This is a genomic window from Streptomyces sp. NPDC026515, assembly GCF_055567595.1.
The window spans coordinates 380,396-403,933 of sequence record NZ_JBVHQD010000006.1; the positions used below are offsets into that span (position 1 = coordinate 380,396).

Genomic DNA, 23,538 nt, shown 5'->3' on the forward strand with positions numbered 1-23,538 from the left:
TGATGCCTCACATCCGGAAGACGCCGAAGCCGCCCCGCGCGCCCTCGTAGGGAGCGGTGTGGAGGGCGGACAGGCACAGGCCGAGGACGGTACGGGTGTCGCGCGGGTCGATGACGCCGTCGTCGTACAGCCGCCCGGACAGGAACATCGGCAGCGACTCGGACTCGATCTGCTGCTCGACCATGGCCCGCAGGGCGGCGTCGCCGTCCTCGTCGTAGGGCTGTCCCTTCGCGGCGGCCGACTGGCGGGCGACGATCGAGAGGACGCCGGCGAGCTGCTGCGGGCCCATGACGGCCGACTTGGCGCTGGGCCAGGCGAACAGGAAACGGGGGTCGTAGGCGCGGCCGCACATGCCGTAGTGCCCGGCACCGTAGGAGGCGCCCATGAGGACGGACAGGTGCGGTACGCGGCTGTTGCTGACCGCGTTGATCATCATCGCGCCGTGCTTGATGATCCCGCCCTGCTCGTACTCCTTGCCGACCATGTAGCCGGTGGTGTTGTGCAGGAACAGGAGCGGGATGTCGCGCTGGTTGGCGAGCTGGATGAACTGGGCGGCCTTCTGCGACTCCGCGGAGAACAGGACGCCCTGGGCGTTGGCCAGCACGCCGACGGGATAGCCGTGCAGGGTGGCCCAGCCGGTCGTCAGGCTGGTGCCGTACAGCGGCTTGAACTCGTCGAAGTCGGAGGCGTCGACGATCCGGGCGATCACCTCGCGCGGGTCGAAGGGGATCTTGAGGTCGCCGGGGACGACGCCGAGGAGTTCGTCGGCGGAGTACTTGGGGGGCTCGGCCGGACCCGGATCCCGGTGTGCCTTGCGGTGGTTGAGGCGGGCGACCACGCGGCGTGCCTGCCGCAGCGCGTCCGGTTCGTCGACGGCGAAGTAGTCGGCGAGACCCGACACGCGCGCGTGCATCTCGGCGCCGCCCAGGGACTCGTCGTCGCTCTCCTCGCCGGTGGCCATCTTCACGAGCGGCGGTCCGCCGAGGAAGACCTTCGCGCGCTCCTTGACCATGATCACGTGGTCGGACATGCCGGGGATGTAGGCGCCGCCCGCGGTGGAGTTGCCGAAGACGACGGCGACGGTCGGGATCCCGGCGGCCGAGAGCCGGGTCAGGTCGCGGAAGATGGCCCCGCCCGGGATGAAGATCTCCTTCTGCGAGGGCAGGTCGGCGCCGCCGGACTCGACCAGGCTGATGCAGGGCAGCCGGTTGGCGAGGGCGATGTCGTTGGCGCGCAGGGCCTTCTTCAGCGACCAGGGGTTGCTGGCCCCCCCGCGCACGGTCGGGTCGTTGGCGGTGATCAGGCACTCCACGCCCTCGACGACGCCGATCCCGGTGACGAGCGAGGCGCCGACCGCGTACTCGCTGCCCCAGGCGGCCAGCGGCGACAGTTCCAGGAAGGGGGTGTCGGGGTCGAGGAGGAGTTCGATGCGCTCGCGGGCGAGGAGTTTGCCGCGCGCCCGGTGCCGGGCGATGTACTTCTCGCCGCCGCCCGCGAGGGCCTTGGCGTGCTCGGCCTCCAGGTCGGCGAGCTTGGCGAGCATGGTGTCGCGGTTCGCCCGGTAGTCGGGGTGGTGGGTGTCGAGCGTGGTCTCGATGACCGTCACAGCAGGGCCTCCGGGATGTCCAGGTGGCGGGAGCGAAGCCATTCGCCGAGGGCCTTGGCCTGGGGATCGAAACGGTGTCGGGCGGCCACACCCCGGCCGAGGATGCCCGCGACGGTGAAGTTGACGGCGCGCAGGTTGGGCAGGAGGTGCCGGGTGACGGCCAGCTCACGGCTCTCGGGCAGCAGGTGCCGGAAGGCGTCGACGGTCAGGGTGTGCGCGAGCCAGCGCCATGCCTCGTCCGAGCGCGCCCACACGCCGACGTTGGCGTTACCGCCCTTGTCGCCGCTGCGTGCCCCGGCGACGAGCCCGAGGGGCGCCCGCCGGACGGGTCCGGCCGGCAGCGGCTCGGGCAGCGCCGGCTCCGGCGGATCCTGGAGTACGAGGGTGTCCCGGGCCGGCGGCACGGGAATCCGTCGCCCGTCGTGGAGGACGGCCACATGGGGCACGTCGCCCTGTGGGACGTACACATCCTCGAAGACCCCATAGGGCGCGCCCTTCCCGGGTGGCGCGAGCACGTGAAAGCCGGGGTAGCTGGCGAGCGCCAGTTCCACGGCGGCTCCGCTCAGCGCCCGGCCGACGGCCTCCTGGTCCCGGTCCCGTACGACGAGCCGCAGCAGCGCGCTGGCCGTCTCCTCGGTGTCCGCGTCGGGCCGGTCGGTGCGCACCAGCTCCCACCGCGTCTCCTGCGGGGGCGACTTGGCGAGGGCCTCGGCCATCTGCTCGCGCACCAGGGCCGCCTTGGCCTCGATGTCGAGGCCGGTGAGGACGAAGACGACCTCGTTGCGGAAGCCGCCCAGCCGGTTGCGGCCGACCTTGAGGGCCGGGGGCGGCGCCTCGCCCCGCACGCCCTCGATCCGCACCCGGTCCGGGCCGTCCTCGCTCAGCCGTACGGTGTCGAGGCGGGCGGTGACGTCGGGGCCCGCGTACCGGGCGCCGCCGGTCTCGTACAGGAGCTGGGCGGTCACCGTGCCCACGTCGACGAGGCCGCCGGTGCCGGGGTGCTTGGTGATGACGCAGCTGCCGTCCTCGTGGAGTTCGGCCAGCGGGAAGCCGGGCCGCCGCAGGTCCCGGCCGGCCGCTCCGGCTTCCGCGAAGAAGGCGTAGTTGCCGCCGGTGGCCTGGGTTCCGCACTCCAGGACGTGTCCGGCGACGACGGCGCCCGCGAGCCGGTCGTACTCCCCGGGCCCCCAGCCGAAGTGGGCGGCGGCGGGGCCGGTGACGAGGGCGGCGTCGGTGACCCGGCCGGTGACCACGATGTCGGCGCCGGCCCGCAGGCACTCGGCGATCCCGAAGCCGCCGAGGTAGGCGTGGGCGGCGAGACTGCCGGGGTGGGCGGCGGTGAGGTCGTCGCCCTCCACGTGGGCGACGCGTACCGGGATGCCGAGCCGGTCGGCCAGTTGCCGCACCGCGTCGGCGAGTCCGGCCGGATTGAGGCCGCCGGCGTTGGTGACGATCCTTACGCCGCTCTCCCGGGCGAGGCCCAGGCAGTCCTCCAGCTGGCGTAGGAAGGTGCGGGCGTATCCGGCGCCGGGGTCCTTCAGCCGGTCGCGGCCCAGGATGAGCATGGTCAGCTCGGCGAGGTAGTCGCCGGTGAGGACGTCGAGTTCGCCGCCGGTGAGCATCTCGCGCAGGGCGTCGAAGCGGTCGCCGTAGAAGCCGGAGGCGTTGCCTATGCGCAGGGTCACTCGCTGCCCTCCTTCGGGGTGCGGCCGGCGCCGGGCGGGCCCGCGAAGGCCTGGGCGATGTCGAGCCAGCGGTCGGCGTCGGCGCCGACGGCGGTCACGGCGAGGTCGGCCCGGTGGGCGCGCTGGGTGACCAGGAGGCAGAAGTCGACCGCGGGACCGGTGACGCGCTGCGGGGCGTCCTCGGGGCCGTAGGCCCACAGCGTGCCGTCCGGGCCGGTGATCTCCACCCGGAACTCCTCGGCGGGCGGAGTGAGGCCGTGGACCAGGTGGGCGAAGTCCCTTGCCCGTACCCCGATGCGGACCACATGTGCGAGCCGGGCGGTGGGGGTGCGGACCACACCCAGGGTGTCGGCGATGTCCTGGCCGTGGGCCCAGGTCTCCATGAGCCGGCCGGTGGCCATGGAGGCGGCGGACATGGGTGGCCCGAACCAGGGGAAGCGGGTGCCGGGCGGGGCTTCCCGCAGGGCCCGGTCCAGCGCCGTGCGGCCCTCGCGCCAGCGGGAGAGCAGTTCGGCGGGCGGGAGCCGGGCGCCGTCCTCGGCACCCTCGTCGACGAAGGTGTCGGGGGCGCCGAGTGCCTTCTCGGCCTCCGCGCGGAAACCGTCCTCGTCCGTCACGGCGAGCAGGGCCGCGCGGTCGGTCCAGTACAGGTGGGCGATCTGGTGGGCGATGGTCCAGCGGGGCGCGGGGGTGGCGAGAGTCCACTGCTCGGTTCCCAACCCGGCTACCAGCCGGTCGAGTTCCGTGCTCTCCTCACGCAGGTCGTCGATGACGGGCGTCGGCTCGGACATGGGGAGGAGCATGGCAGCGACCCAGGAAACAATCAAGCACGCTTGCATGAATTTGCCGTCCGCGGCCGGACGGGGCTTCCCCGTGGAGCGTTCGTGGCGGTTCCTGGGGCATTCCTTGGGACGTCTCGTCGCGGTGGCGGTGCGCGCATGGCCTATCTTCGATGCGGACATCCGGCGATGAAGTGACGTGTGGGGCGAGCGGGGCATGCGGAGGACAGAGGAACTCGTCGTCGGGGCGAAGGCGACAGCCGTCGTGGAGCCCACGGCAGACGGCCGCGGCGGTACGGCCGCCGGGGCGGCCGCGGAGCCGCCCTCACGTGAACTCCCCCGCCACTGGCCGCTCCTGCTCGTGGCCGCCGCCGTCCTGCCCGGCACCGCCCTCTTCCTGCTCGGACAGGGCGTCAGCAAGGCCGCGCTGCAGGCCTGGCAGACGGTGTGCCTCGCGGTCGTGGTGCAGGCGACGCCGTTCCTGCTGCTCGGTACGGCGCTCTCGGGGGCGATCAACGCGTTCGTGCCGGAGCGGGTGTTCACCCGGCTGCTGCCGAGGCGGCCCGCGCTGGCCGTGCCGGTCGCCGGGCTGGCCGGGGTGGTGCTGCCGGGTTGCGAGTGCGCGTCGGTGCCGGTGGCGAACAGTCTGATCGGGCGCGGGGTCACGCCGGCCGCCGCCTTCGCGTTCCTGCTCTCCGCGCCCGCCATCAACCCGGTCGTGCTCACGGCCACCGCCATCGCCTTCCCCGGCACCCCCCTCATGGTGCTGGCCCGGCTGCTCGCCTCGCTGGTGACCGCCGCCGTGATGGGCTGGCTGTGGCTCTGGCTGGGCCGCGAGGAGTGGCTGCGGCCCGCCGTGCGGCACAGCGGGCACCAGGGGGGGCACAGCCGCTGGACGGAGTTCCGGCGCGCCTTCCAGCACGACTTCCTGCAGGCGGGCGGCTTCCTGGTGGTCGGCGCCATGGCCGCGGCCACCTTCAATGTGGCGGTACCGCGCTCGGTGCTCGACACCTTCTCCGGTTCGCCCTGGCTGTCGGTGCTGTTCCTGGCCGCGCTGGCGGTCATCCTCGCGGTGTGTTCGGAGGCGGACGCGTTCGTGGCGTCCTCGCTCACAGGCTTCTCGCCCACTGCCCGGCTGGCGTTCATGGTGGTCGGGCCCATGGTCGACCTCAAGCTGATCGCGTTGCAGACGGGCACCTTCGGCCGGGCCTTCGCGGCCCGGTTCTCGGCCGCCACGACGGTCGTCGCGATCCTGTGCAGTGTGCTGGTCGCAGGGGTGCTGCTGTGAGACGTCCGCTTCAGGTGACCCTGCTGGTGCTCAGCGGCCTCGGCCTGCTGCACGCCTCCCTCTTCACCGACGTGTGCCTGCGCTACGTCAGGCCCGGGATGCGCCCGCTGCTGATCGTGTCCGGATTCGTGCTGCTGGTACTGGGCATCGCGGAGGCGGCGACGCGGGACACCCACGCACACGTCGACGAACCGCATGGCACCGGACACCACGGCCACGACCACTCCGCCGTGCCCCGGGTCGCCTGGCTGCTCCTGCTGCCCGCGCTGAGCCTGCTCTTCTACGCCCCGCCGGCGCTCGGCGCGTACACGGCTTCCCGGCAGCCCGCCAAGGCCGTCGCGGAGCAGGACGACTTCGCCGCGCTGCCCAGGACCTCACCGCTGCCCATCACCCTCACGGACTTCACCACGAGGGTGCAGCAGGACCGCTCGCTGGCCATCAAGGGGCGGACCGTGCAGATGAGCGGGCTGGTCACGCCCGTCGCGGGCGGCGGCAGCTGGGATCTGACCCGGATCGTCATCTCGTGCTGCGCCGCCGACGCGCAGTCGGTGAAGGTACGGATCTACGGCAGCGGCGTCCCGCCCGCCGACACCTGGGTGTCGGTCACCGGGAACTGGCATCCCGGCGGAAAGCTGGGCACGGCGTCCGCGCCGGTCGCCGTGGACGCCCAGACCGTGAAGAAGATCCAGCGGCCGTCCAACGGCTATCAGGACGCGCTGCCGTTCCCCTCCGGCTGAGCGCCGACGGCCGGCTCCGGCCGGACCACGACCACCGGCTCCGGCTGGATCACGACCGCCGGCCCCGGCTGGGTGCCGCCCTCCGGTTTCCGGTCGCGGCCCACCTGGGTGCGGACCGCGCCGATGCTGGCCGCGATGACGAGGGCGACGGCGGCCGCCTGGGCGGCCGACAGGGCCTGGTCCAGGATGAGGAAGCCGGCCGTCGCCGCGATCGCCGGTTCCAGGCTCATGAGGACGGCGAAGGTGTGGGCGGGCAGCCGGCGCAGGGCGAGGAGTTCGAGGGTGTAGGGCAGCACCGAGGAGAGGACCGCGACCGACGAGCCGAGCGCGACGGTGGTCGGGTCCAGAAGCCTTCCGCCTGCCTCGGCGATGCCCAGCGGGAGGAAGAGCAGGGCGGCGACCGCCATGGCGAGGGCGAGACCGTCGGCCTGCGGGAAGCGGCGGCCGGTACGGGCACTGAAGATGATGTAGGTGGCCCACATGGCTCCGGCGCCCAGGGCCAGGCCCACACCCACGGGGTCGAGGCCGCTGAAGTTGCCGCCGCCGAGCAGGAAGACACCGGCCAGCGCCAGGGCCGCCCACAGGGCGTTGATCAGCCGCCGGGAGGCCAGCACGGACAGGGCGAGCGGTCCGAGCACCTCGAGAGTGACGGCGAGGCCCAGCGGGATGCGGGCGACGGCCTCGTAGAACAGGCCGTTCATCGCGCCCATGGTGACGCCGAAGACGATCACCGTGCCCCAGTCGGTGCGGGAGTGACCGCGCAGCCGGGGCCGGCAGACGACGAGCAGGATCACGGCGGCGGCGAACAGCCGCAGGCAGACCACGCCGAGCGCGCCCGCCCTGGGCATCAGGGTGACCGCGACGGCGGCGCCGAACTGCACGGAGATCCCGCCGGCCAGCACCAGACCGACGGGACCGAGCGAGCCGAGGCGGCCCGCCGGTGAACCACCGGCGGCGGGCGCGGACACGGGTGCGGGCGTCGGCTGTGAGGTGCTGGGGGTGGTCACGGGCGGTCCAGGAAGCTCGTTGTTCATTGCGGTGCACTGTCCAGTCCAGGGTAATGGACTCAGACAGGCGCGTGAAGCCCCCATGGAACTGTCCGGGCCACCGGTCGTCCCGGCGCCCCCTCCGAACGGGTCGCTCGCGGACCGCGGGGAGGTGAAGCCCGGCGGCCGACCGCCGCGCCGCCGGACCGTGAGCCGCGGAGGCTACTTCACGTCGACGTAGTCGCCGGCCGCCGTCGAGGCGCCGGTGGTGGTGTTGGTCGCGAAGGAGAAGCGGTAGTACCCGTCGACCGTGGCCTTGGTCGTGGTCTTGAGCGCGCCGCCGGCGCCGGCGGTGATGCCCTTCACGTTGGTGTACGTGCTGCTGGTCTTCTTGCGGAACTGCAACACCACCTTCTGGCCCGCGTAGCCGCCGTACGTGCCGGTGTCCCAGTTGGCGCGCGTCAGCTTGCCGGTGACGGTGACGGTCTTGCCCTTCTTCACCGGCTCCGGCGCGGCGTTGACGGTCAGCTTGGACGCCTTCTTGATCTTGGCGGTGGTCACGTTGTCGTCGAAGCTGGCGTTCACGGAGAGGTCGTAACCGCCCAGGGCGAGCTTCCAGGTGCCGGCGGCGCCGTTGTACTTCATGTCGGTGGCCGCGCTGATGTGGAAGACGGCCTTGCAGCTGTAGACGCCGGTCCGGGTCGTCGACTCCGTGCAGACGGGGTCGTCGTCGGTGCCCAGGGCACCGGTGATGGTGTCCACGCTGGAGGGGTCGGTGCCCTGCCAGAGGAAGGCCTCCGTGAGCGCGACACCGTTCGCACTGGTCGCGGTGTAGGTGGCGGTCACGGACTGCCTGGTGGTGGTGGAGAGGACGATGTCCTTGCCGCCGTTGACGACGCCCTTCGAGAAGGAGATGTCGCCCACCGCGTCCATCGGACGGACGGTCTTCGCGGTGCTCGCCGCGTTCGCGGACTTCGCGGTGCCGGCGGAGTGCGCGGAGAGCGAGCTGAGCCGCGCCCGCGCGTCCGGACCCTGCGCCGCCTGGGCGGCCGCCGGAACGACGAGCGCGGACAGCACGGCCGCGCCGGAGATGACGGTGGCCGCGACGCGTATACGCATGTGTATCCCCCTGGGATCGCGAGAGGCCCGCCGGGATGACTCCCGGCCGGGCCCGTTGGCGTACGAAGCGTACGGATCAAGTGGAGAACTCTTGAAGATTTTCTGTGCAATAGGCCTGTAACAGAATCGAATTGACGGTCACTCACGCACGGAGCCACGCCATGCGTGGACGGCGGTCCGTAGCCGCCGGATCGTCGGGGGATGCCCGAGAAGCCGCCTCTTTCAAGGATCTCCGCAGCGGCGGCTCCCGGATCCTCACCCGTAACAGGTGCTGTGAACACCTGGGTGACAGCTGTACAACGACCCCGAACCTGAGAGTTCTCCTGTGAACCCGAGAGCCGGCTCATGAAACCGGCCCTCCCGCGCCGCCGCGAGGGACTCAGCGGCGGGCCATGTACACGTCGAACGCCTTGTGGAGCAGTCTGTTGAGCGGGAAGTCCCACTCCCCCAGGTACTCGACGGCCTCCCCGCCCGCGCCGACCTTGAAGCGGAGCAGCCCCAGCAGGTGGTTGGACTCCTCCAGGGTGTCGGTGATGCCCCTGAAGTCGTACACGGCGGCGCCGAGTTCGTGTGCGTCGCACATCATCCGCCACTGGACGGCGTTGTTGGGCTGGACCTCGCGCCTGCGGCTGGTGGAGGCGCCGTAGGAGTACCAGACGTGTCCGCCGACGGTCAGCATGGTCGCGGCGGCGAGGATCTCACCCTCGTGGTGGGCGAGATACAGGCGCATGCGGTCGGGGTGTTCGGCGGTGAGGGCGGTCCACATGCGCTGGAAGTAGGGGAGGGGACGCGGGATGAAGCGGTCGCGCTCGGCGGTCTCGGAGTACAGCGTGTAGAAGGCCGGCAGGTCCTCGTAACCGCCGCGGACGACCTTGACCCCGGCCTTCTCCGCCTTCTTCACGTTGCGCCGCCACTGCTGGTTGAGCCCGCGCTGGATGTCGTCCAACGAACGCCCCTCAAAGGGAACTTGGAACACATACCGGGGCTGCCCGGCCGCGAACCCGTCCTCCCCGCCGGCCTCCGCCTGCCGCCACCCCAGCCGGCGCAGCCGCTCGCCGAGTTCGAGGGCACGAGGCTCCTGCGAGGTCGCCTCGGCGTCCCGCAGCCGCCGGGCGGCGGGATCGGCGATCGCCTCCTTGACCGCCTCCGCGCTCCACCGCCGTACGACGACGGGCGGCCCCATCTTCACCGCGAACGCCCCGAGCCCCTTCAGGTACGCCAGCAGCGGATCGAGCCAGCGGTCCAGGTCCGGATCGTGCCAGTCGATGACCGGCCCCTCCGGCAGATAGGCGAGATACCGCTTCACCTTGGGCAGCGCCCGCAACAGCACCAGCCCGGCCCCGACCATCCGCCCCTCCGAGTCGAACCACCCCAGGCTCTCCGCCCGCCAGTCCGGCTTCACGTCCCCCCAGGACGGCAGCTGCATATGGCTCGGGGAGGGGCGGCGCGAGCCGGCGAAGGCGAGGTGTTCGGCACGGGAGACGGGCCGGAGACAGAGGACTGCGGAGGCTGATGTCATGGGCGAGGCTCCTCGGATTCTTCCTGGACGGGCGGCCGGCGCATCGGTGGCGACGGCATCAAGCAGAACAGACGCACCCCTGGTCAGAATCGTTTCCACGCAGGTCGGTGCGGGCGTGTCGGGCCCTGCCGTCGCCGGGGCCGAACGTTGCCAGTGCCTCCGTGTCGGTCACCCGTGCGTTGAGGTAGCAGTCCGCCCACCGCGCGATGTCCGGGTACGCGCACTCGGCACGCAGCCGGGCGACCGCCGCCGGGATGTCGTACGACGTCACCCGCAGGTCGGTCCCGGGGCCCAGGAGGCACCAGTGGGCGCCCGGGCGGCCGTAGGGCATGCCCACGCTGCCGGGGTTGACGACCAGACGGCCGTGGGTGAGGCGGATGTACGGCATGTGGGTGTGACCGCAGACGACGGTCGCGACGTCGGGGCCGACGCCGCTGAGCACCTCCGCCCAGCGCTCCGGTGCGGAGTCGGCCAGGACGATCTCCTCGTCGTCGCGGGGCGTCGCGTGACAGAACAGCACCCGGCCCAGGCCGCGCACCGTCAGGGTGGCGGTCCTGGGGAGCGCGGCGAGGAAGTCGACCTGTGCGTCGGTGAGCGCGTCAGCCGCGAACGGGCCGATCGGGTCCGGGATCCCGGTGCGCGCGCCCCTGCGGTACTCCACCAGTTCCCGGTCCGCGTTGCCCGACAGCCACAGCACCCGCTCGCCCAGCTCGCGCAACGCCTCCATGACCGGGCCCGGTTGCGGACCCGCCGTGATGTCACCGGTGAGCACGACGCGGTCGGCCGCGGACACGTCCGGTTCGGCGAGGACCGCCTCCAGCGCGGGCAGCACCCCGTGGATGTCGGAGAGGACCGCCACCCGGTTCCATTCGGTCTCCGGCCCGGTCACTTCCCGTCCTCCCCCGCCTCCAGCGCCTCGGCGAGCACCTCCGCCAGGTGCCTCCCCCGCACCCCCGCCAGCTGTTCCAGCTGTGTCCGGCAGGAGAAGCCGTCCGCCAGGACCACCGTGCCCTGCGGCGCCCCGGCCACCGCCGGCAGCAACTGCTCCTCCGCACAGGCCTTCGACACCTCGAAGTGCCCCTGCTCGAAACCGAAGTTGCCGGCCAGCCCGCAGCAGCCGCCGACCAGGTCTCCGGTGAGGGCGGCGGCCTCGCGGAGACGGCGGTCGGCGGTGTCGCCGAGGACCGCGTGCTGGTGACAGTGGGTCTGCCCGGTGACCCGGCGGTCCAGGCGGGGCGGGGCCCACTCGGGGGCCAGCCGTTGCAGGGCCTCCGCGAAGGTGACCACCGACGCCGCCAGGCGGGCCGCCCGCGGGTCGTCCGGGAGGAGTTCCGGCAGGTCCGTGCGCAGGGCGGCGGCACAGCTGGGCTCCAGGACCACGAACACGGGCGCGTCCTCCCCGTCGGCCGGCTCCGGATCGGCCGGTTCCGGCAGCACGAGAGGGCTCAGGAGGTCGAGCGTGCCCCGCAACACCGCCCGCGCCTGGTCCAGTTGCCCCGTCGAGAGGTAGGTCAGCCCGCAGCACACGCGGGAGGCCCGGAACGGCCACGGCCGCGTCGGGAGCTCCGCCACCCCCACTCCCGCCGCCTCCAGGACGCGTACCGCCGCCCGGCCCACGGACGGTGACAGGTGCTCGGTGAACGTGTCGGGCCACAGGAAGGCCGTCCGCGCCGGAACCTTCGGCCGGCGGCCCGCCCGCGGCTGCGCCACCCGGTCCCGCAGGCGTCCGCGCCGCCGTCGCCGCAGCCAGCGGCTGAACGGCTCCCTCGCCAGGCGCGGGAAGGCCCGCTCCGGAGCGATGCCGCCCACGCGTGCGGCCAGCGCCGCGAACGGGCGTACGGCGGTGAGCGCGTTGACCAGCCCCGCGGTACGCGTGCCGGCCACCAGGCGCAGCCAGCGCGGCAGCCGGCCCATGCTGTAGTGCGACCGAGGACGGCGCCGCCCCGCGTAGTGGTGGTGCAGGAACTCCGCCTTGTACGTCGCCATGTCCACCCCCACCGGGCAGTCCGACCGGCAGCCCTTGCAGGACAGGCACAGGTCCAGCGCGTCCCGTACCTCGGCCGACCGCCAGCCGTCCGTCACCAGTTCGCCCGCCAGCATCTCGTGCAGCAGCCGGGCCCGGCCGCGGGTCGAGTGCTCCTCCTCACCCGTGGCCCGGAAGGACGGGCACATCACGGAGGTACCGGACACCTCGGTCGTACGGCACTTCGCCACACCGACGCAGCGGCGGACGGCCGCCGAGAAGTCGCCGTTGTCGGCCGGGTAGGCGAAGGCCACCGGGAGCGGTTCGCGGGGGAGGACGGCGAAGCGGAGGTTCGAGTCCAGCGGGGCCGGCCGGACCAGCATCCCCGGGTTCAGGAGGTCGTCCGGGTCCCAGATCCCCTTGGCGCGCTCGAACAGCGCCACCATCTCCGTGCCGTACATCCTCGGCAGCAGTTCCGCCCTCGCCTGGCCGTCCCCGTGCTCCCCGGACAGCGAGCCGCCGTGGGCGACGACGAGGTCGGCCAGCTCCTGCGAGAAACGGCGGAAGCGGGCCACACCGGCCGCGCCGAGCAGGTCGAAGTCGATACGGACGTGGATGCAGCCGTCCCCGAAGTGGCCGTACGGGGTGCCGCGCAGCGCGTGCTCGGCCAGCAGGCGCCTGAAGTCCCGCAGATACGCGCCCAGCCGGGCCGGCGGTACCGCGCAGTCCTCCCAGCCGGGCCAGGCCTCGCTGCCGTCCGGCATCCGGGTCGCCGTACCGGAGGCGTCCTCACGGATGCGCCAGAGCGCGCGCTGCCCGGCCGGGTCGGTGACGACCAGCCCGTCGAGGGCGTCCGCCGCGCGGACCACCGACTCCGCACGCGCGCGGGCCTGCGCGGCCGACTCGCCGCCCGTCTCCACGAACAGCCAGGCGCCGCCACGCGGCAGCCCGGCCGGGGAGCGCACCAGGTCGGCGGCCATGCCCTCCACCGTCAGCGGGGCGGCGGCGAGCAGCCCGGCCGCCGCCTCCGCGGCCGCGCTCTCGTCGGCGTACCCGAGGACCGCGAGGGCACGCGCGCGGGGTGCCGCGACGAGGCCGACGGTCGCCTCCGTGAGGATCCCCAGCGTGCCCTCGCTGCCGCAGAAGGCGCGGGCCACGTCGGCGCCCCGCTCGGGGAGCAGCGCGTCCAGGGCGTACCCGGAGATCCGGCGGGGCAGGTCGGGGAAGCCGGTGCGCAGGCGGGCCAGCTCCCCGGCCGCCAGCTCGCGCAGGCCCCGCGGGGCCCCGGCCCAGTCCTGGCCCAGCCGCAGCCTGCCGCCCCGCGCCGTGATCACGTCCAGTTCCCGGACGCTGTCCGCGGTGGTGCCCCAGGCCACACTGTGCGAGCCGCACGAGTTGTTGCCGATCATCCCGCCGAGCGTGCAGCGGCTGTGCGTGGAGGGGTCGGGGCCGAAGCGCAGGCCGTGCGGGGCGGCGGCCTCCTGGAGACGGTCCAGCACCAGACCCGGCTGGACGACGGCCGTACGGGTGGCCGGGTCCAGGCCGATCAGGCGGTTCATGTGGCGGGTGAAGTCCAGCACCACGCCCGTGCCGGTGGCCTGCCCGGCGATCGAGGTGCCGCCGCCCCGGGCGACCACCGGCACCCCGTGGGCGCGGCACACCTCGAGGACGGCCGCCACGTCGTCCGCGTCCCTGGGGGCCACCACCCCCGCCGGAACCCGCCGGTAGTTGGACGCGTCCATGGTGACCAGCGCCCGGGACGTGACGTCGAACCCCACCTCGCCCCGGACGGCCCTGCGCAGCTCAGCCTCCAGATCGACCATGCCTCCCAGTCTGCCCGCCGGCACCGGCGGTGACGCGGGACGCGGGCCCGGGAACCACGGCGACGGCGCACACCCGCCCGTCTCACCCGACGGACTACGTTTCGACCGCGTTTCCTCCAGCCACTACGCTCGCCCCGTGGCTGACATCCAGATCCCCGCTGACATCAAGCCCGCCGACGGACGCTTCGGCGCGGGCCCCTCCAAGGTGCGGACGGAGGCGCTGGACGCGCTCGCCGCCACCGGCACCTCCCTCATGGGCACCTCCCACCGCCAGGCCCCGGTGAAGAACCTGGTCGGCCAGGTCCGCGAAGGCATCAGCGCCCTGTTCTCCCTCCCTGACGGCTACGAGGTGGTCCTCGGCAACGGCGGGTCCACCGCCTTCTGGGACGTCGCCACCCACGGTCTGATCGACGCCAAGTCGCAGCACCTGAACTTCGGTGAGTTCTCGTCCAAGTTCGCCAAGGCCGCGCGGCTCGCCCCGTGGCTGGCCGACCCCACCGTCATCGCCGCCGACCCGGGCACCCACCCGGCACCGCGGGCCGAGGCGGGCGTGGACGTGTACGCGTTCACCCACAACGAGACCTCGACCGGTGTCGCGATGCCGATCGAGCGGGTCGCCGGGGCCGACCCGGGCGCGCTGGTGCTCGTGGACGCCACCTCCGGCGCGGGCGGCCTGCCCGTCGACGTCAGCGAGACCGACGTCTACTACTTCGCGCCGCAGAAGTCCTTCGCCTCCGACGGCGGCCTGTGGATCGGCATCTTCTCCCCGGCGGCGATCGAGCGCGCCGAGCGCGTCCACGCGTCCGGCCGCCACGTGCCGGAGTTCTTCAGCCTGCCCACGGCGATCGACAACTCCCGCAAGAACCAGACGTACAACACCCCCGCCCTCGCCACCCTGTTCCTGCTCGACCAGCAGCTGAAGTGGCTGAACGGCCAGGGCGGCCTGGCCTGGTCGACGGCCCGTACCAAGGACTCCTCGACCCGCCTGTACACCTGGGCCGAGGAGAGCAAGTACGCCACCCCGTTCGTCGCCGACCCGGCCCAGCGCTCCCAGGTCATCGGCACGATCGACTTCGCCGACGAGATCGACGCGGCGGCCGTCGCGAAGGTGCTGCGCGCCAACGGGATCGTCGACACCGAGCCGTACCGCAAGCTCGGCCGCAACCAGCTCCGCGTCGCGATGTTCCCGGCGATCGACCCGGCCGACGTCGAGGCGCTGACGAAGTGCGTCGACTACGTCATCGAGAAGCTGTGACGGCGTAGCGACTCCCGCGACAAGCCGAACGAGCCGGCCGGGCCGGGCCGCGCCGCACAAGCTGCTGGTTTACCCGGGAGGCGTCATCAAGGCAAAGCCTTCCGGGGGCCGTTGAGTCCCCTTCGTCGCACACCGGACACTGTGTGCCCCTTGCGCCCTTGTCGGGCGGTGCGACGAAGGAGATCCACGCGTACATGAACAGACCGACACCGGGCACCGTCGAGGTGGCGGTGCGCCACATCCTCGGCGACAAGGTCACGGGCATCCTCGTCCGTACCCGCCGCATCACCTGGAAGGACAGCCTCTTCCGGGTCCGGCAGGCAGACCGTGGAGCTCACCTGCCCCGTCTGTGACGCGTCCCTGCCCGCCGCTGGTGTGCCAGTAGCCGGCCCCGGGGGTGGTCGCCGCGTGCGCGGGATGCACGGCGGCGAGGGGGAGGAGAAGTGCGGCGGCGGCAGCACACCGTGCTCGTCGCAGGGTGCGCAGGCGGAACCTGCGGCTGTTCCTCTCGGAGTTCCACCGGGAGGCGCGGCCCCGGAACATGGGAGCGCTCCCGTGCACCGCGCACCTCCCAGGAAACTGACACACCGTCATCACGTCAAGACGTACGACGTCTCCCCCGCGTCCTCCCCGGTCCCGCCGTCGGCCCTTCTCAAGGTGCCGGGGTGCCGACCGTGGCGGTGACGGCGCCGATCACGCCGGTGCTGCTCACGGTGACCGAGACCGTGACGGGCCGGATCGGGTTCGGCGGGACGATCGGGTTGGGCGGGACGACGGGAGAGACCAGCACGAAGGAGGGGCGGGTCTTGAGGGTCGTGGTGGCCCCCGCGGAGAAGGGCAGGCTGTCCCGGCCCGCGCCGACCAGGTCGTACGCACCGCCGCTGGACCCGCCGGTGCCGCCGGTGCCGTCCAGGCTGCTGATGATCTGGGCGGTGCCGCCGCCGACGGCGGCGGGGAGGGTGAGGACGGTGACGTCGAGGGTGCCCGTGACACGGATCTTCTCGGCCGGGCCGGCGAACGTGCCGCTGACCGGCAGGCGGACCGTACGGAACTGCGGGAGGGCGGCCGCGGCCCGTGCGGTCCGGGTGGGCTCGGCGGTGGCGGCGGTGGCGGGGACGGTCAGACCCAGGGCGGCCGTGAGCAGGCAGACCTTCCCGGCCAGGCGCAGGGCGTTGCGGCGCATGGGTGCTCCAGATTCCGTGGGGCGGGACCGGTCGCGTACCTCCGCCCCCGACCCGCGGGACCTTCCCAGCCTGCGCGGGCCGGCGCCCGGCCGCCCCTCCGGTGACCCGAAAGGGTGACGTCCGCCGGGGGTCAGTGCCGGCGGGTGGGCGTGCGCCGCATCCGGCGCAGCCCGAAGAGGGCGAGCACGACGACGCCGACGGCGATCGCGCCGGCCTCGACCTTGCCGCCCGCCGGACCGCCGCCGTCCCCGGAGGCGGCCGAACTCCCGTCGGCGGACGGCGCCTTCCCGGCCGGCCCGCCCGGCACGTCCTCGGCCTGCACCGGGCTTTCGGAGCCCTCGCTGCCGTACATCAGCCTGGTCCCGTCGGCGGAGTAGCTGACCGACTCGCCCTGTTTCTGCAGCGGCACGTCGAGCCGTCCCTCGCGCCTGATCTTCCCGCCGTTCCAGTCGTAGTAGATGCCGCCGAAGTAGCCGCGTACGGCGAGCTGCTTCCCGTCGGGCGAGAAGGCGGCGTCGGTGGCCCAGAGGTCGACGGGGGCGACGGGCCTGAAGACGTTGGTGCCGGAGGAGGACAGCGTCGCCGGGCCCTCGTAGAGATGCCCGCCGTCCTCCTTCTTGTCGATGATGTACACGCGGCCGGTCTCGGGGTGGACGATCAGCGACTCGGCGTTCCGGGCGCCGTTCGCGTACTTGACGACGTACTGGGTGGCCCTGATCGTCTGGTTCCGAAGGACCTTCGGCTCGGGCAGCCGGTAGATCCACACGTACGGCCAGCTGCCGTCGAGGTTGTCGCCGATGTCACCGACGTAGATCTGGTTGTCGGGGCCGATGGAGATGGCCTCGACGTCACGGGGCCTGCCGATACCACTGAGCGTGACGGTCGCGACGGTCTTCCCGGTCGCGCTGTCGACGGCGTAGACGTAGGGGCCGTCGTCGCTGTCGTTGTGCGTCCAGTAGATGCCGGGGTGCAGGTGGGAGGCGGCGAGACCGCTGGACTCGGTGATCCGCGGGTCCGTGATCGTGAACCCCTTGTCGCCCGTGCCGTCGGCGGCGGAGGCGGGTGCGGCGGCGAGGGCACCCGTGAGCAGGATCCCGGCGAGAAGGGCGAGCGAGCGTGGACGCATGGGCCCAAGCCTGCCATCCCGTGCTGTGTCCGGCCGCGGCGGACGTGTCGGTCCTCACACCCCACCCCTCCTCCTGATCGTCCATCATGAGCGGATGCTCAGGTTCATGCCCGTCGGGGACTCGATGACCATCGGCAGCACGGGCGAACACACATGGCGGTACCGCATGTGGCAGCACCTGTGCGCGACCTACGGCGGCCCGTTCAGGCTGGTCGGCCCGCGCGAGACGCTGTACGACAAGCTCGCCGAGGCGCCCGTGTCGTACTCCTACGCCGACCCGGACTTCCCCCGCGCCCACCTGGCCGGCTGGGGCGAGGGCTGGCTGCACATGGCGCCGCTGATCGAGGAAGCGGTGCGGTCCTGCCGCGCCGACGTGCTCCTCGTCTCCCTCGGCCTGATCGACCTTGGCTTCTACACGAACGCGGAGCAGACGGCGGCCAACGCTCAGGCCTTCGTGGCGGCCGCCCGGGAGGCCAACCCGCGCATCCGCATGGTGGTGCTGCCGGTGATCCCGAACATCCGCGCCGCTTCGGACCCGCAGTTCGCGGAGCAGGTGGACCTCTTCAACGTCCTGCTGGCGAAGACGGTCGCCGACCTTGACGAGCCCCGCTCCCCGCTGCTGCTGGCCTCGCCCCCGCCCTCGTACGACATCGACACCGACACCTACGACGGCACCCACCCCAACGCGAACGGCGAACACCGCATCGCGGAGGCGTTCGCGGAGGCGATGTGGCAGGGGTGGGACCTGGGCGAGGAGTACGCGGCGGCAGCGGACTGACCGGATCCCGCCGAAGCCCGGTCCGCCCGGGGCGTCTGAACGGATTCGCGTCCGACGTGAGCGTGATGGCCGAGGGGGCGGCCGAGAACGGGAAGGGGCTCTGGCGCTACCAGGACGTCGAGTTCCTCGCCGAGGCCATCTCCCGGGGCACCGCGGCCAACGACTACGGCCCGAAGAAGACCGCCTACGCCAAGGCCCCCGTCTACCTGATCGCCGGCCCCTGCCAGCGCCGCTGCCACGTCTGCACCAACCCCAGGGGCGACGACCACGCGACCGGGACGAAGGGCGGCTTCGGCGACGAGGCGGACCTCACGTCGACCGCCGTCGGGCTCACCCTGAAGACCGACGAGTTCCCGACCGATCAGCCTCGCACGCAACGGAGTCGGGCCTTTCCTGCGGGCTCCTTCGGCTAGGCTCGACGGTGCCTGCCGTCACCGCGCGCGAAGGTGGTCCCGGATGCCGGACTACGGCCTCGGCCTCTCCGCCCTGGACGGCGGCCCCGCGGTCCCCGACCTGGTGGCCGAGGGGAACGAGCTCGACGCCCTGGTGTCGGCGCATCCCGACTGGACCAGGCCGACTCCGGCCGCGGGGTGGACGATCGCCCACCCCACCTCGCCTCGGCCGACGCCAACGTCGTCATCGCCGTACGGACCCCGGACGCGTTCGACGCCGTGCTGAAGCAGGCCGAGGCCGCGGGCGCCCGGTACGCCGATCTGGACGCCGCGGCGGGAGCGGCCGAACCGCGGGCAACGCTGCTGGAGCGCTGGCGGGAGGGCCGGACCGAGGTGGCGGCGGCGCTCCGTGACGTGCCCCGCGACCACGGGTGGTTCCCCTGGTACGGCTCGCGGCTGGCCACCGCGCTCATGACACCGCTGCGGCTGATGGAGACCTGGGCCCACGGCCAGGACGTCCTCGACGCGCTCGGGGTCTCCCGCCGCCCGACGGACCGGCTCCGGCAGGTGGCCGCGCTGGGCGTGACCGGACGGGAACTGTCCTTCCACGCCGCCGGGCTGCCCGTCCCGGCCGAGCCGTTCCACGTCGAACCGACCGGTCCCGGCGGCGAGATCTGGGCATGGGGCCCGCAGGACGCGGCGCAACGGGTGCGGGGCACCGCCCTCGACTTCTGCCTCCGGGTCACCCACCGCAGGTCCCGGGCCGAGACGGGTCTCCGGGCGGCCGGCGCGGACGCGGACACCTGGCTCGGCATCGCCCGCGTCTTCCCGTGAGGAACTCCGGGCCGGCCGGTCCGAAGCGCTTGCCTAGAGCGCACTCCACGACGTTGGCTGGGTGACCATGAAGTACACGCAGCTCGGACGTACCGGACTCAAGGTCAGCCGACTCGTCCTCGGCACCATGAACTTCGGCCCGCAGACCGACGAGGCCGACAGCCACGCGATCATGGACGCGGCGCTGGATGCCGGCATCAACCTCTTCGACACCGCCAATGTGTACGGGTGGGGTGAGAACAAGGGGCGGACCGAGGAGATCATCGGCAGCTGGTTCACCAAGAGCCCCGGCCACCGCGACAAGGTCGTGCTCGCGACCAAGGTGTACGGCAACATGGCCGCCGACGGTGACGCCTGGCCCAACCACGACAAGCTGTCCGCCGTCAACATCCGGCGGGCCGTCGACGCCAGCCTGAAGCGGCTGGGCACCGACTACATCGACGTCTACCAGTTCCACCACATCGACCGCCGGACCCCCTTCGAGGAGATCTGGCAGGCGATCGACACCCTCATCGCCCAGGGCAAGATCCTTTACGTCGGATCCTCCAACTTTCCCGGCTACAAGATCGCCCAGGCCAACGAGATCGCCGCCCGCCGCAACGGCACGATCGGCCTGGTCAGTGAGCAGTGCCTCTACAACCTCGTCGAGCGGCGCGCCGAGATGGAGGTCATCCCGGCCGCGCAGGAGTACGGCCTCGGGGTCATCCCCTGGTCGCCGCTGCAGGGCGGCCTGCTGGGCGGTGTGATCAAGAAGGAGGTGACGGGCGGACGCCGGGCCAGTGGCCGGGCCGCCGACTCCCTCGCCAACCCCGCCCTCCGCGCCAAGATCCAGGCCTACGAGGACCTGCTCGACAAGCACGGGGTGGAGCCGGGCGAGGCCGCGCTGGCCTGGCTGCTGACGCGTCCGGGCGTGACGGGTCCGATCGTCGGCCCGCGCACCGGCGAGCAGCTGGAGTCGGCGCTGCGCGCCGTCGAGCTGGAGCTGAGCGAGGAGCTGCTGGCCGGACTGGACGAGATCTTCCCGGGCCCGGGGCCCTCTCCGGAGGCCTTCGCCTGGTAGCCGGCTTCAGGGGCAGCGTCCCGTGAGGGGCGCTGGGGGTGCCCCCGGCCTTCGGCCGGGGGGCAGGAACTGCGCGACCGGCCACGAACGGCCCGCGGCCGGCATCGGGCGGCCGCAGTTCCCCGGCCCGCCCTCACCGCATGGCAGAGGCCACCGCAACCACCACGAACAACAACACAAGCGCACCGGCCATGATCCGGTTCCGGGTCTTCGGGTCCACGCGACGAGCCTAACCGCCCGCCCCGAGCTCCCAGCGGGCGACCGGCTCGTACCGTGGCTGCTCGCCCGGTACCCCCGACGTCGGCAGGTTGCTGCGCACCAGCGCCAGGTCGCCCACCGTCCAGGTCCGGCTCGTGAACTCCGCGAGCAGGGTGAGGCAGGGCCCGGTCTCCACCGCCTCCCGGCTGCGCGCCACCGTCAGGTGGGCCTTGTAGCGGCGGTGCTCCCCCATCGGTACGCCCGCCTTCCGCGCCGCCGCCTCCGCACGGTCGGCGAGCAGCCGGAGGGTCCCCAGGTCGCCGTCGGCGCCCGCCCACAGGGCCCGGCCATGGCCGAACTGGCCGCCGCCCGCGACGGACAGCCGGAACGGCGGGGTGCGGTGGGCCGCCCGGGCCAGCCGCTCCGACAGGTCCGGTACGAGGCCCTCCTCGACCTCGCCGTAGAACGCGAGGGTGAAGTGCCAGCCGGGGCGGCCGGTCCAGCGCAGCGCCTCCGCGCCCGGCAACCGCTTCAACCGGTCGACCTCGACGGCGAGTTCGGCCGCCACCTCGGGCGGGGGCAGCACGGCGGCGAAGAGTCTCATGCGGACCACCCTGCCATCATGAGGAGATGCCTATCCCCATCAGAGAAGGCGGCCACGACGACGTGCCCGCGATAATCGGCATGCTCGACAGCTGTGTGGAGTGGCTGGTGGGGCAGGGGCGGACCGAGCAGTGGGGGACCACGCCGCTGTCGGAGAACCGGAAGACGGCGGAGTCGGTCGTCGCCTGCATGGACAAGGGCGTGACCTACATCGCCGAGGCCGACGGGGTGCCGGCCGCCACGCTCACGGTCACCGACGCGCCCGGCGCCTGCCTGTCGCATCTCCCGCCGCCCGGTGAGCCCGAGCGGTACATCCACTGGCTGGCCTCCGACCGCCGCTTCAAGGGCCACGGCGTGGGCAGCGCCCTGCTGGCGCACGCGGCCGAGGAGACCCGGCGGGCCGGGGTGTCGCTGCTGCGGGTGGACTGCTACGCGGGCGCCGACGGCAAGCTGGTCCGCTACTACGAGGGCAACGGCCTCGTCCGCGCGGAGGCCTACACCGTGGGGGACGGCCGGGCGGGGCAGGTGCCGGCCCGGAGGCTCCAGTCCTGCGGGCCGGCACCTGCCGGCGTCGTCCGGTCTCAGGCCGCTGGCGCGAGCTGTTCCTGGGTCTCTCTCGGGACGAACCGCACCCGCGGATGTCCGCCGTGCCAGCCGACCGACAGGCGGAGGTTGCCGACGCGGGCCAGGACCAGGCCGATCACCACGGCCGCCGCGGCGGCGATGGCACCGCCCACCGCCAGGCCGGCGCGGACACCGTACGCGTCGGTGATCCAGCCGGCGATGGGGGCGCCGATGGGCGAGCCGCCCATGAACACCATCATGTACAGGGCCATCACCCGGCCGCGCATGGCAGGGTCGGTGCCCATCTGGACGGTGGTGTTGGCGGTGACGTTGACCGTCATGCCGAACATGCCGATCGGGACCATGAGCAGGGAGAACAGCCACAGGGACGGCGCGGTCGCCGCCACCAGCTCCAGGCCGCCGAAGGCCACGGCCGCCGCGATCATCACCCGCATCTTGGCCGTGCCGCGTCTGGCCGCGAGCAGGGCGCCGGCCAGGGAACCGACCGCCATCAGGGTGTTGAAGAGGCTGTAGGAGCCGGCGCCCGCGTGGAACACGTCGTCCGCGAAGGCGGACAGGTACACGGGGAAGTTGAAGCCGAAGGTGCCGATGAAGCCGACCAGGATGATCGTCCACATCAGGTCGGGGCGGCCTGCCACGTAGTGCAGGCCCTCCCGCAGCTGGCCCTTGCCTCTCGGCGCCCGCCGCACGACGTGCAGGTCACGCGCGCGCATCAGCGTCAGGCCGACGATGGGGGCGACGAAGGACAGGCCGTTGAAGAGGAAGGCGTAGCCGGTGCCGACGCCGGTGATCATCAGACCGGCGACGGCGGGGCCGACCAGGCGGGCCGACTGGAAGTTCGCGGAGTTGAGGCTGACCGCGTTCTGCAGCTGGTCCGGGCCGACCATCTCGGAGACGAAGGACTGGCGAGCCGGGTTGTCGACGACCGTGGCGAGGCCGACGACGAACGCGGCGAGGTAGACGTGCCACACGTGCACATGGCCGGAGAGGGTCAGCAGCGCCAGTGCGATGCCGGTGAGGGCCATGGACGTCTGGGTGACGAAGAGGGCACGGCGCTTGTTCAGCCGGTCGACGAGGACTCCGCCGTAGAGGCCGAAGAGGAGCATCGGCAGAAACTGCAGGGCGGTGGTGACACCGACCGCGGTCGCGGAGCCGGTGAGGCTGAGGACCAGCCAGTCCTGGGCGATGCGCTGCATCCAGGTGCCGATGTTCGAGACGACCTGGCCCGCGAAGAACAGGCGGTAGTTCCTGACCTTCAGCGAGCCGAACATCGAGGACCTGCGAGGGACGGGGGTAGTCGGGGCGGTCGGTGCGGGGGCGGAAGGTGCTCCGGATCCCGTACTCAAAGTGCGTTCGCCTCCTCTTTTTCTGGCTCGTTCGCCTGCGGGGCGCTCCAGCCCCTTCGGCTCACTCGCGGGTGAAGGGTTCCTACAGGTGCGCGAGTTTCTCCAGGACGGGGGCGGCCGCGCGGAGCTTGGCCCACTCGTCCTCGTCGAGGCCGTCGACCAGGCCGGCCAGGAACGCGTTGCGCTTGCGGCGGCTCTCCTCGAGCATCGCCTCGGCCTGCTCGGTCCTGGTGACGACCTTCTGGCGCCGGTCCTCGGGGTGCGGCTCCAGACGGACCAGTCCCTTGGCTTCGAGCAGCGCGACGATGCGGGTCATCGAGGGCGGCTGCACATGCTCCTTGCGGGCCAGCTCACCGGGGGTGGCCTGGCCGCAGTTGGAGAGGGTGCCCAGTACCGACATCTCGGTGGGGCTCAGTGACTCGTCGACCCGCTGGTGCTTCAGCCGTCGCGAGAGTCGCATCACGGCGGAGCGGAGGGCGTTCACGGCGGCCACGTCGTCGCCATGGGTAAGGTCCGGCATGTTCTTTAGAGTAACTCATTACCCTACCTAAGGACCACCCGGGACACGCCCCTTCGCCCGTGACCTCGGCCACGGAATCCGGGGGTCCGGGGTCGCGGGGTGTCCACCGGAAAACATCGCGTCACCCATACGAGTGAGTCAAATCCGGAAAG

At 72.5% G+C, this 23,538-nt stretch carries 21 protein-coding genes and 1 pseudogene; 9 read left to right on the forward strand and 13 right to left on the reverse strand.

Features of this window, described 5'->3' with window-relative positions:
* Nucleotides 1-7: 7 nt before the first annotated feature.
* The 3 genes from ACZ4O3_RS14860 to ACZ4O3_RS14870 are packed head-to-tail and all read right to left on the reverse strand — an operon-like array spanning nt 8 to nt 4,082.
* Nucleotides 8-1,606: an acyl-CoA carboxylase subunit beta gene (locus ACZ4O3_RS14860; protein ID WP_467722347.1), complete on the reverse strand. Its 1,599-nt coding sequence runs from the start codon at nt 1,604-1,606 to the stop codon at nt 8-10.
* Entirely contained in the window at nt 1,603-3,291 is a 1,689-nt protein-coding gene (locus ACZ4O3_RS14865; protein ID WP_467722348.1) for an acyclic terpene utilization AtuA family protein, read from the reverse strand. The genes ACZ4O3_RS14860 and ACZ4O3_RS14865 overlap by 4 nt, the downstream gene beginning before the upstream one ends.
* On the reverse strand, nt 3,288-4,082 hold the full coding sequence (locus tag ACZ4O3_RS14870; RefSeq protein ID WP_467722349.1) for a TIGR03084 family metal-binding protein: 795 nt from the start codon (nt 4,080-4,082) through the stop codon (nt 3,288-3,290). The genes ACZ4O3_RS14865 and ACZ4O3_RS14870 overlap by 4 nt, the downstream gene beginning before the upstream one ends.
* A 205-nt stretch (nt 4,083-4,287) precedes the next feature.
* Between ACZ4O3_RS14870 and ACZ4O3_RS14875 the strand changes: the two genes are divergently transcribed.
* Both ACZ4O3_RS14875 and ACZ4O3_RS14880 read left to right on the forward strand, forming a co-directional pair.
* Entirely contained in the window at nt 4,288-5,358 is a 1,071-nt protein-coding gene (locus ACZ4O3_RS14875) for a permease (RefSeq protein WP_467722350.1), read from the forward strand.
* Nucleotides 5,355-6,095, forward strand: a complete 741-nt coding sequence (locus ACZ4O3_RS14880; RefSeq protein ID WP_467722351.1) for a TIGR03943 family putative permease subunit — start codon at nt 5,355-5,357, stop codon at nt 6,093-6,095. The genes ACZ4O3_RS14875 and ACZ4O3_RS14880 overlap by 4 nt, the downstream gene beginning before the upstream one ends.
* Here the strand turns inward: ACZ4O3_RS14880 and ACZ4O3_RS14885 are convergent.
* The 5 genes from ACZ4O3_RS14885 to ACZ4O3_RS14905 form a co-directional block, all read right to left on the reverse strand.
* Complete coding sequence (locus tag ACZ4O3_RS14885) at nt 6,065-7,102, reverse strand: EamA family transporter (protein ID WP_467722352.1); 1,038 nt, start codon at nt 7,100-7,102, stop codon at nt 6,065-6,067. The two genes, ACZ4O3_RS14880 and ACZ4O3_RS14885, sit on opposite strands and share 31 nt — an antisense overlap.
* A 201-nt stretch (nt 7,103-7,303) precedes the next feature.
* Nucleotides 7,304-8,200, reverse strand: coding sequence for a hypothetical protein (locus tag ACZ4O3_RS14890; RefSeq protein ID WP_467722353.1), 897 nt, complete (start codon nt 8,198-8,200; stop codon nt 7,304-7,306).
* A gap of 379 nt (nt 8,201-8,579) precedes the next feature.
* On the reverse strand, nt 8,580-9,719 hold the full coding sequence (locus ACZ4O3_RS14895; protein WP_362721905.1) for a lipid II:glycine glycyltransferase FemX: 1,140 nt from the start codon (nt 9,717-9,719) through the stop codon (nt 8,580-8,582).
* 58 nt (nt 9,720-9,777) lie between these two features.
* Complete coding sequence (locus ACZ4O3_RS14900) at nt 9,778-10,608, reverse strand: metallophosphoesterase family protein (RefSeq protein WP_467722354.1); 831 nt, start codon at nt 10,606-10,608, stop codon at nt 9,778-9,780.
* Nucleotides 10,605-13,505 carry an FAD-binding and (Fe-S)-binding domain-containing protein gene (locus ACZ4O3_RS14905; RefSeq protein ID WP_467722355.1) on the reverse strand — a complete coding sequence of 967 codons (2,901 nt, stop codon included), beginning with the start codon at nt 13,503-13,505 and terminating at the stop codon, nt 10,605-10,607. Before ACZ4O3_RS14905 ends, ACZ4O3_RS14900 begins: the two co-directional genes overlap by 4 nt.
* A 136-nt stretch (nt 13,506-13,641) precedes the next feature.
* On the opposite strand from ACZ4O3_RS14905, the gene serC reads away from it, so the two are divergent.
* Nucleotides 13,642-14,760 carry a phosphoserine transaminase gene (gene serC, locus ACZ4O3_RS14910; RefSeq protein WP_362730065.1) on the forward strand — a complete coding sequence of 373 codons (1,119 nt, stop codon included), beginning with the start codon at nt 13,642-13,644 and terminating at the stop codon, nt 14,758-14,760.
* A 194-nt stretch (nt 14,761-14,954) separates the two neighbouring features.
* Nucleotides 14,955-15,113, forward strand: a complete 159-nt coding sequence (locus tag ACZ4O3_RS14915) for a hypothetical protein (protein WP_467722356.1) — start codon at nt 14,955-14,957, stop codon at nt 15,111-15,113.
* Between the two features lie 299 nt (nt 15,114-15,412).
* Here the strand turns inward: ACZ4O3_RS14915 and ACZ4O3_RS14920 are convergent, their stop codons facing one another.
* Together ACZ4O3_RS14920 and ACZ4O3_RS14925 are read right to left on the reverse strand one after the other, a co-directional pair.
* Nucleotides 15,413-15,943 (reverse strand): hypothetical protein, encoded by a 531-nt coding sequence (locus ACZ4O3_RS14920; RefSeq protein WP_467722357.1) that lies wholly within the window; start codon nt 15,941-15,943, stop codon nt 15,413-15,415.
* 131 nt (nt 15,944-16,074) lie between these two features.
* Complete coding sequence (locus ACZ4O3_RS14925; RefSeq protein WP_467722358.1) at nt 16,075-17,070, reverse strand: WD40 repeat domain-containing protein; 996 nt, start codon at nt 17,068-17,070, stop codon at nt 16,075-16,077.
* 94 nt (nt 17,071-17,164) lie between these two features.
* Between ACZ4O3_RS14925 and ACZ4O3_RS14930 the strand changes: the two genes are divergently transcribed.
* The 4 genes from ACZ4O3_RS14930 to ACZ4O3_RS14945 all read left to right on the forward strand — a co-directional run bounded on the left by ACZ4O3_RS14930 (nt 17,165) and on the right by ACZ4O3_RS14945 (nt 20,134).
* Complete coding sequence (locus ACZ4O3_RS14930; protein WP_467722359.1) at nt 17,165-17,848, forward strand: GDSL-type esterase/lipase family protein; 684 nt, start codon at nt 17,165-17,167, stop codon at nt 17,846-17,848.
* A 56-nt stretch (nt 17,849-17,904) separates the two neighbouring features.
* On the forward strand, nt 17,905-18,261 hold the full coding sequence (locus ACZ4O3_RS14935; RefSeq protein ID WP_467722360.1) for a Uma2 family endonuclease: 357 nt from the start codon (nt 17,905-17,907) through the stop codon (nt 18,259-18,261).
* A 177-nt stretch (nt 18,262-18,438) separates the two neighbouring features.
* Nucleotides 18,439-19,074, forward strand: coding sequence for a maleylpyruvate isomerase family mycothiol-dependent enzyme (locus tag ACZ4O3_RS14940; protein ID WP_467722362.1), 636 nt, complete (start codon nt 18,439-18,441; stop codon nt 19,072-19,074).
* 67 nt (nt 19,075-19,141) lie between these two features.
* Nucleotides 19,142-20,134 (forward strand): aldo/keto reductase, encoded by a 993-nt coding sequence (locus ACZ4O3_RS14945; RefSeq protein ID WP_467722448.1) that lies wholly within the window; start codon nt 19,142-19,144, stop codon nt 20,132-20,134.
* A 229-nt stretch (nt 20,135-20,363) separates the two neighbouring features.
* Here ACZ4O3_RS14945 and thpR read toward each other — a convergent pair whose 3' ends face one another.
* Nucleotides 20,364-20,936 (reverse strand): RNA 2',3'-cyclic phosphodiesterase, encoded by a 573-nt coding sequence (thpR, locus tag ACZ4O3_RS14950; RefSeq protein ID WP_467722363.1) that lies wholly within the window; start codon nt 20,934-20,936, stop codon nt 20,364-20,366.
* A 26-nt stretch (nt 20,937-20,962) separates the two neighbouring features.
* Here thpR and ACZ4O3_RS14955 point away from each other — a divergent pair.
* Nucleotides 20,963-21,478: pseudogene (locus ACZ4O3_RS14955) on the forward strand (GNAT family N-acetyltransferase); the annotation flags it as partial.
* A gap of 38 nt (nt 21,479-21,516) precedes the next feature.
* On the opposite strand, the gene ACZ4O3_RS14960 reads toward ACZ4O3_RS14955, so the two are convergent.
* Entirely contained in the window at nt 21,517-22,866 is a 1,350-nt protein-coding gene (locus tag ACZ4O3_RS14960) for an MFS transporter (RefSeq protein ID WP_362720887.1), read from the reverse strand.
* An 82-nt stretch (nt 22,867-22,948) separates the two neighbouring features.
* Nucleotides 22,949-23,386, reverse strand: coding sequence for a MarR family winged helix-turn-helix transcriptional regulator (locus tag ACZ4O3_RS14965; RefSeq protein WP_362720890.1), 438 nt, complete (start codon nt 23,384-23,386; stop codon nt 22,949-22,951).
* Nucleotides 23,387-23,538 lie beyond the last annotated feature (152 nt).

What these genes read in the sequence shown, in the direction of transcription:
- ACZ4O3_RS14925 (WP_467722358.1), bottom strand. Translation starts at nt 17,070, where the DNA reads ATGCGTCCACGCTCGCTCGCCCTTCTCGCCGGGATCCTGCTCACGGGT.
- ACZ4O3_RS14870 (WP_467722349.1), bottom strand. Translation starts at nt 4,082, where the DNA reads ATGTCCGAGCCGACGCCCGTCATCGACGACCTGCGTGAGGAGAGCACG.
- ACZ4O3_RS14945 (WP_467722448.1), top strand. Translation starts at nt 19,142, where the DNA reads ATGAAGTACACGCAGCTCGGACGTACCGGACTCAAGGTCAGCCGACTC.
- ACZ4O3_RS14905 (WP_467722355.1), bottom strand. Translation starts at nt 13,505, where the DNA reads ATGGTCGATCTGGAGGCTGAGCTGCGCAGGGCCGTCCGGGGCGAGGTG.
- ACZ4O3_RS14965 (WP_362720890.1), bottom strand. Translation starts at nt 23,386, where the DNA reads ATGCCGGACCTTACCCATGGCGACGACGTGGCCGCCGTGAACGCCCTC.
- ACZ4O3_RS14930 (WP_467722359.1), top strand. Translation starts at nt 17,165, where the DNA reads ATGCTCAGGTTCATGCCCGTCGGGGACTCGATGACCATCGGCAGCACG.
- thpR (WP_467722363.1), bottom strand. Translation starts at nt 20,936, where the DNA reads ATGAGACTCTTCGCCGCCGTGCTGCCCCCGCCCGAGGTGGCGGCCGAA.
- ACZ4O3_RS14890 (WP_467722353.1), bottom strand. Translation starts at nt 8,200, where the DNA reads ATGCGTATACGCGTCGCGGCCACCGTCATCTCCGGCGCGGCCGTGCTG.
- ACZ4O3_RS14875 (WP_467722350.1), top strand. Translation starts at nt 4,288, where the DNA reads ATGCGGAGGACAGAGGAACTCGTCGTCGGGGCGAAGGCGACAGCCGTC.
- ACZ4O3_RS14920 (WP_467722357.1), bottom strand. Translation starts at nt 15,943, where the DNA reads ATGCGCCGCAACGCCCTGCGCCTGGCCGGGAAGGTCTGCCTGCTCACG.
- ACZ4O3_RS14895 (WP_362721905.1), bottom strand. Translation starts at nt 9,719, where the DNA reads ATGACATCAGCCTCCGCAGTCCTCTGTCTCCGGCCCGTCTCCCGTGCC.
- ACZ4O3_RS14915 (WP_467722356.1), top strand. Translation starts at nt 14,955, where the DNA reads ATGAACAGACCGACACCGGGCACCGTCGAGGTGGCGGTGCGCCACATC.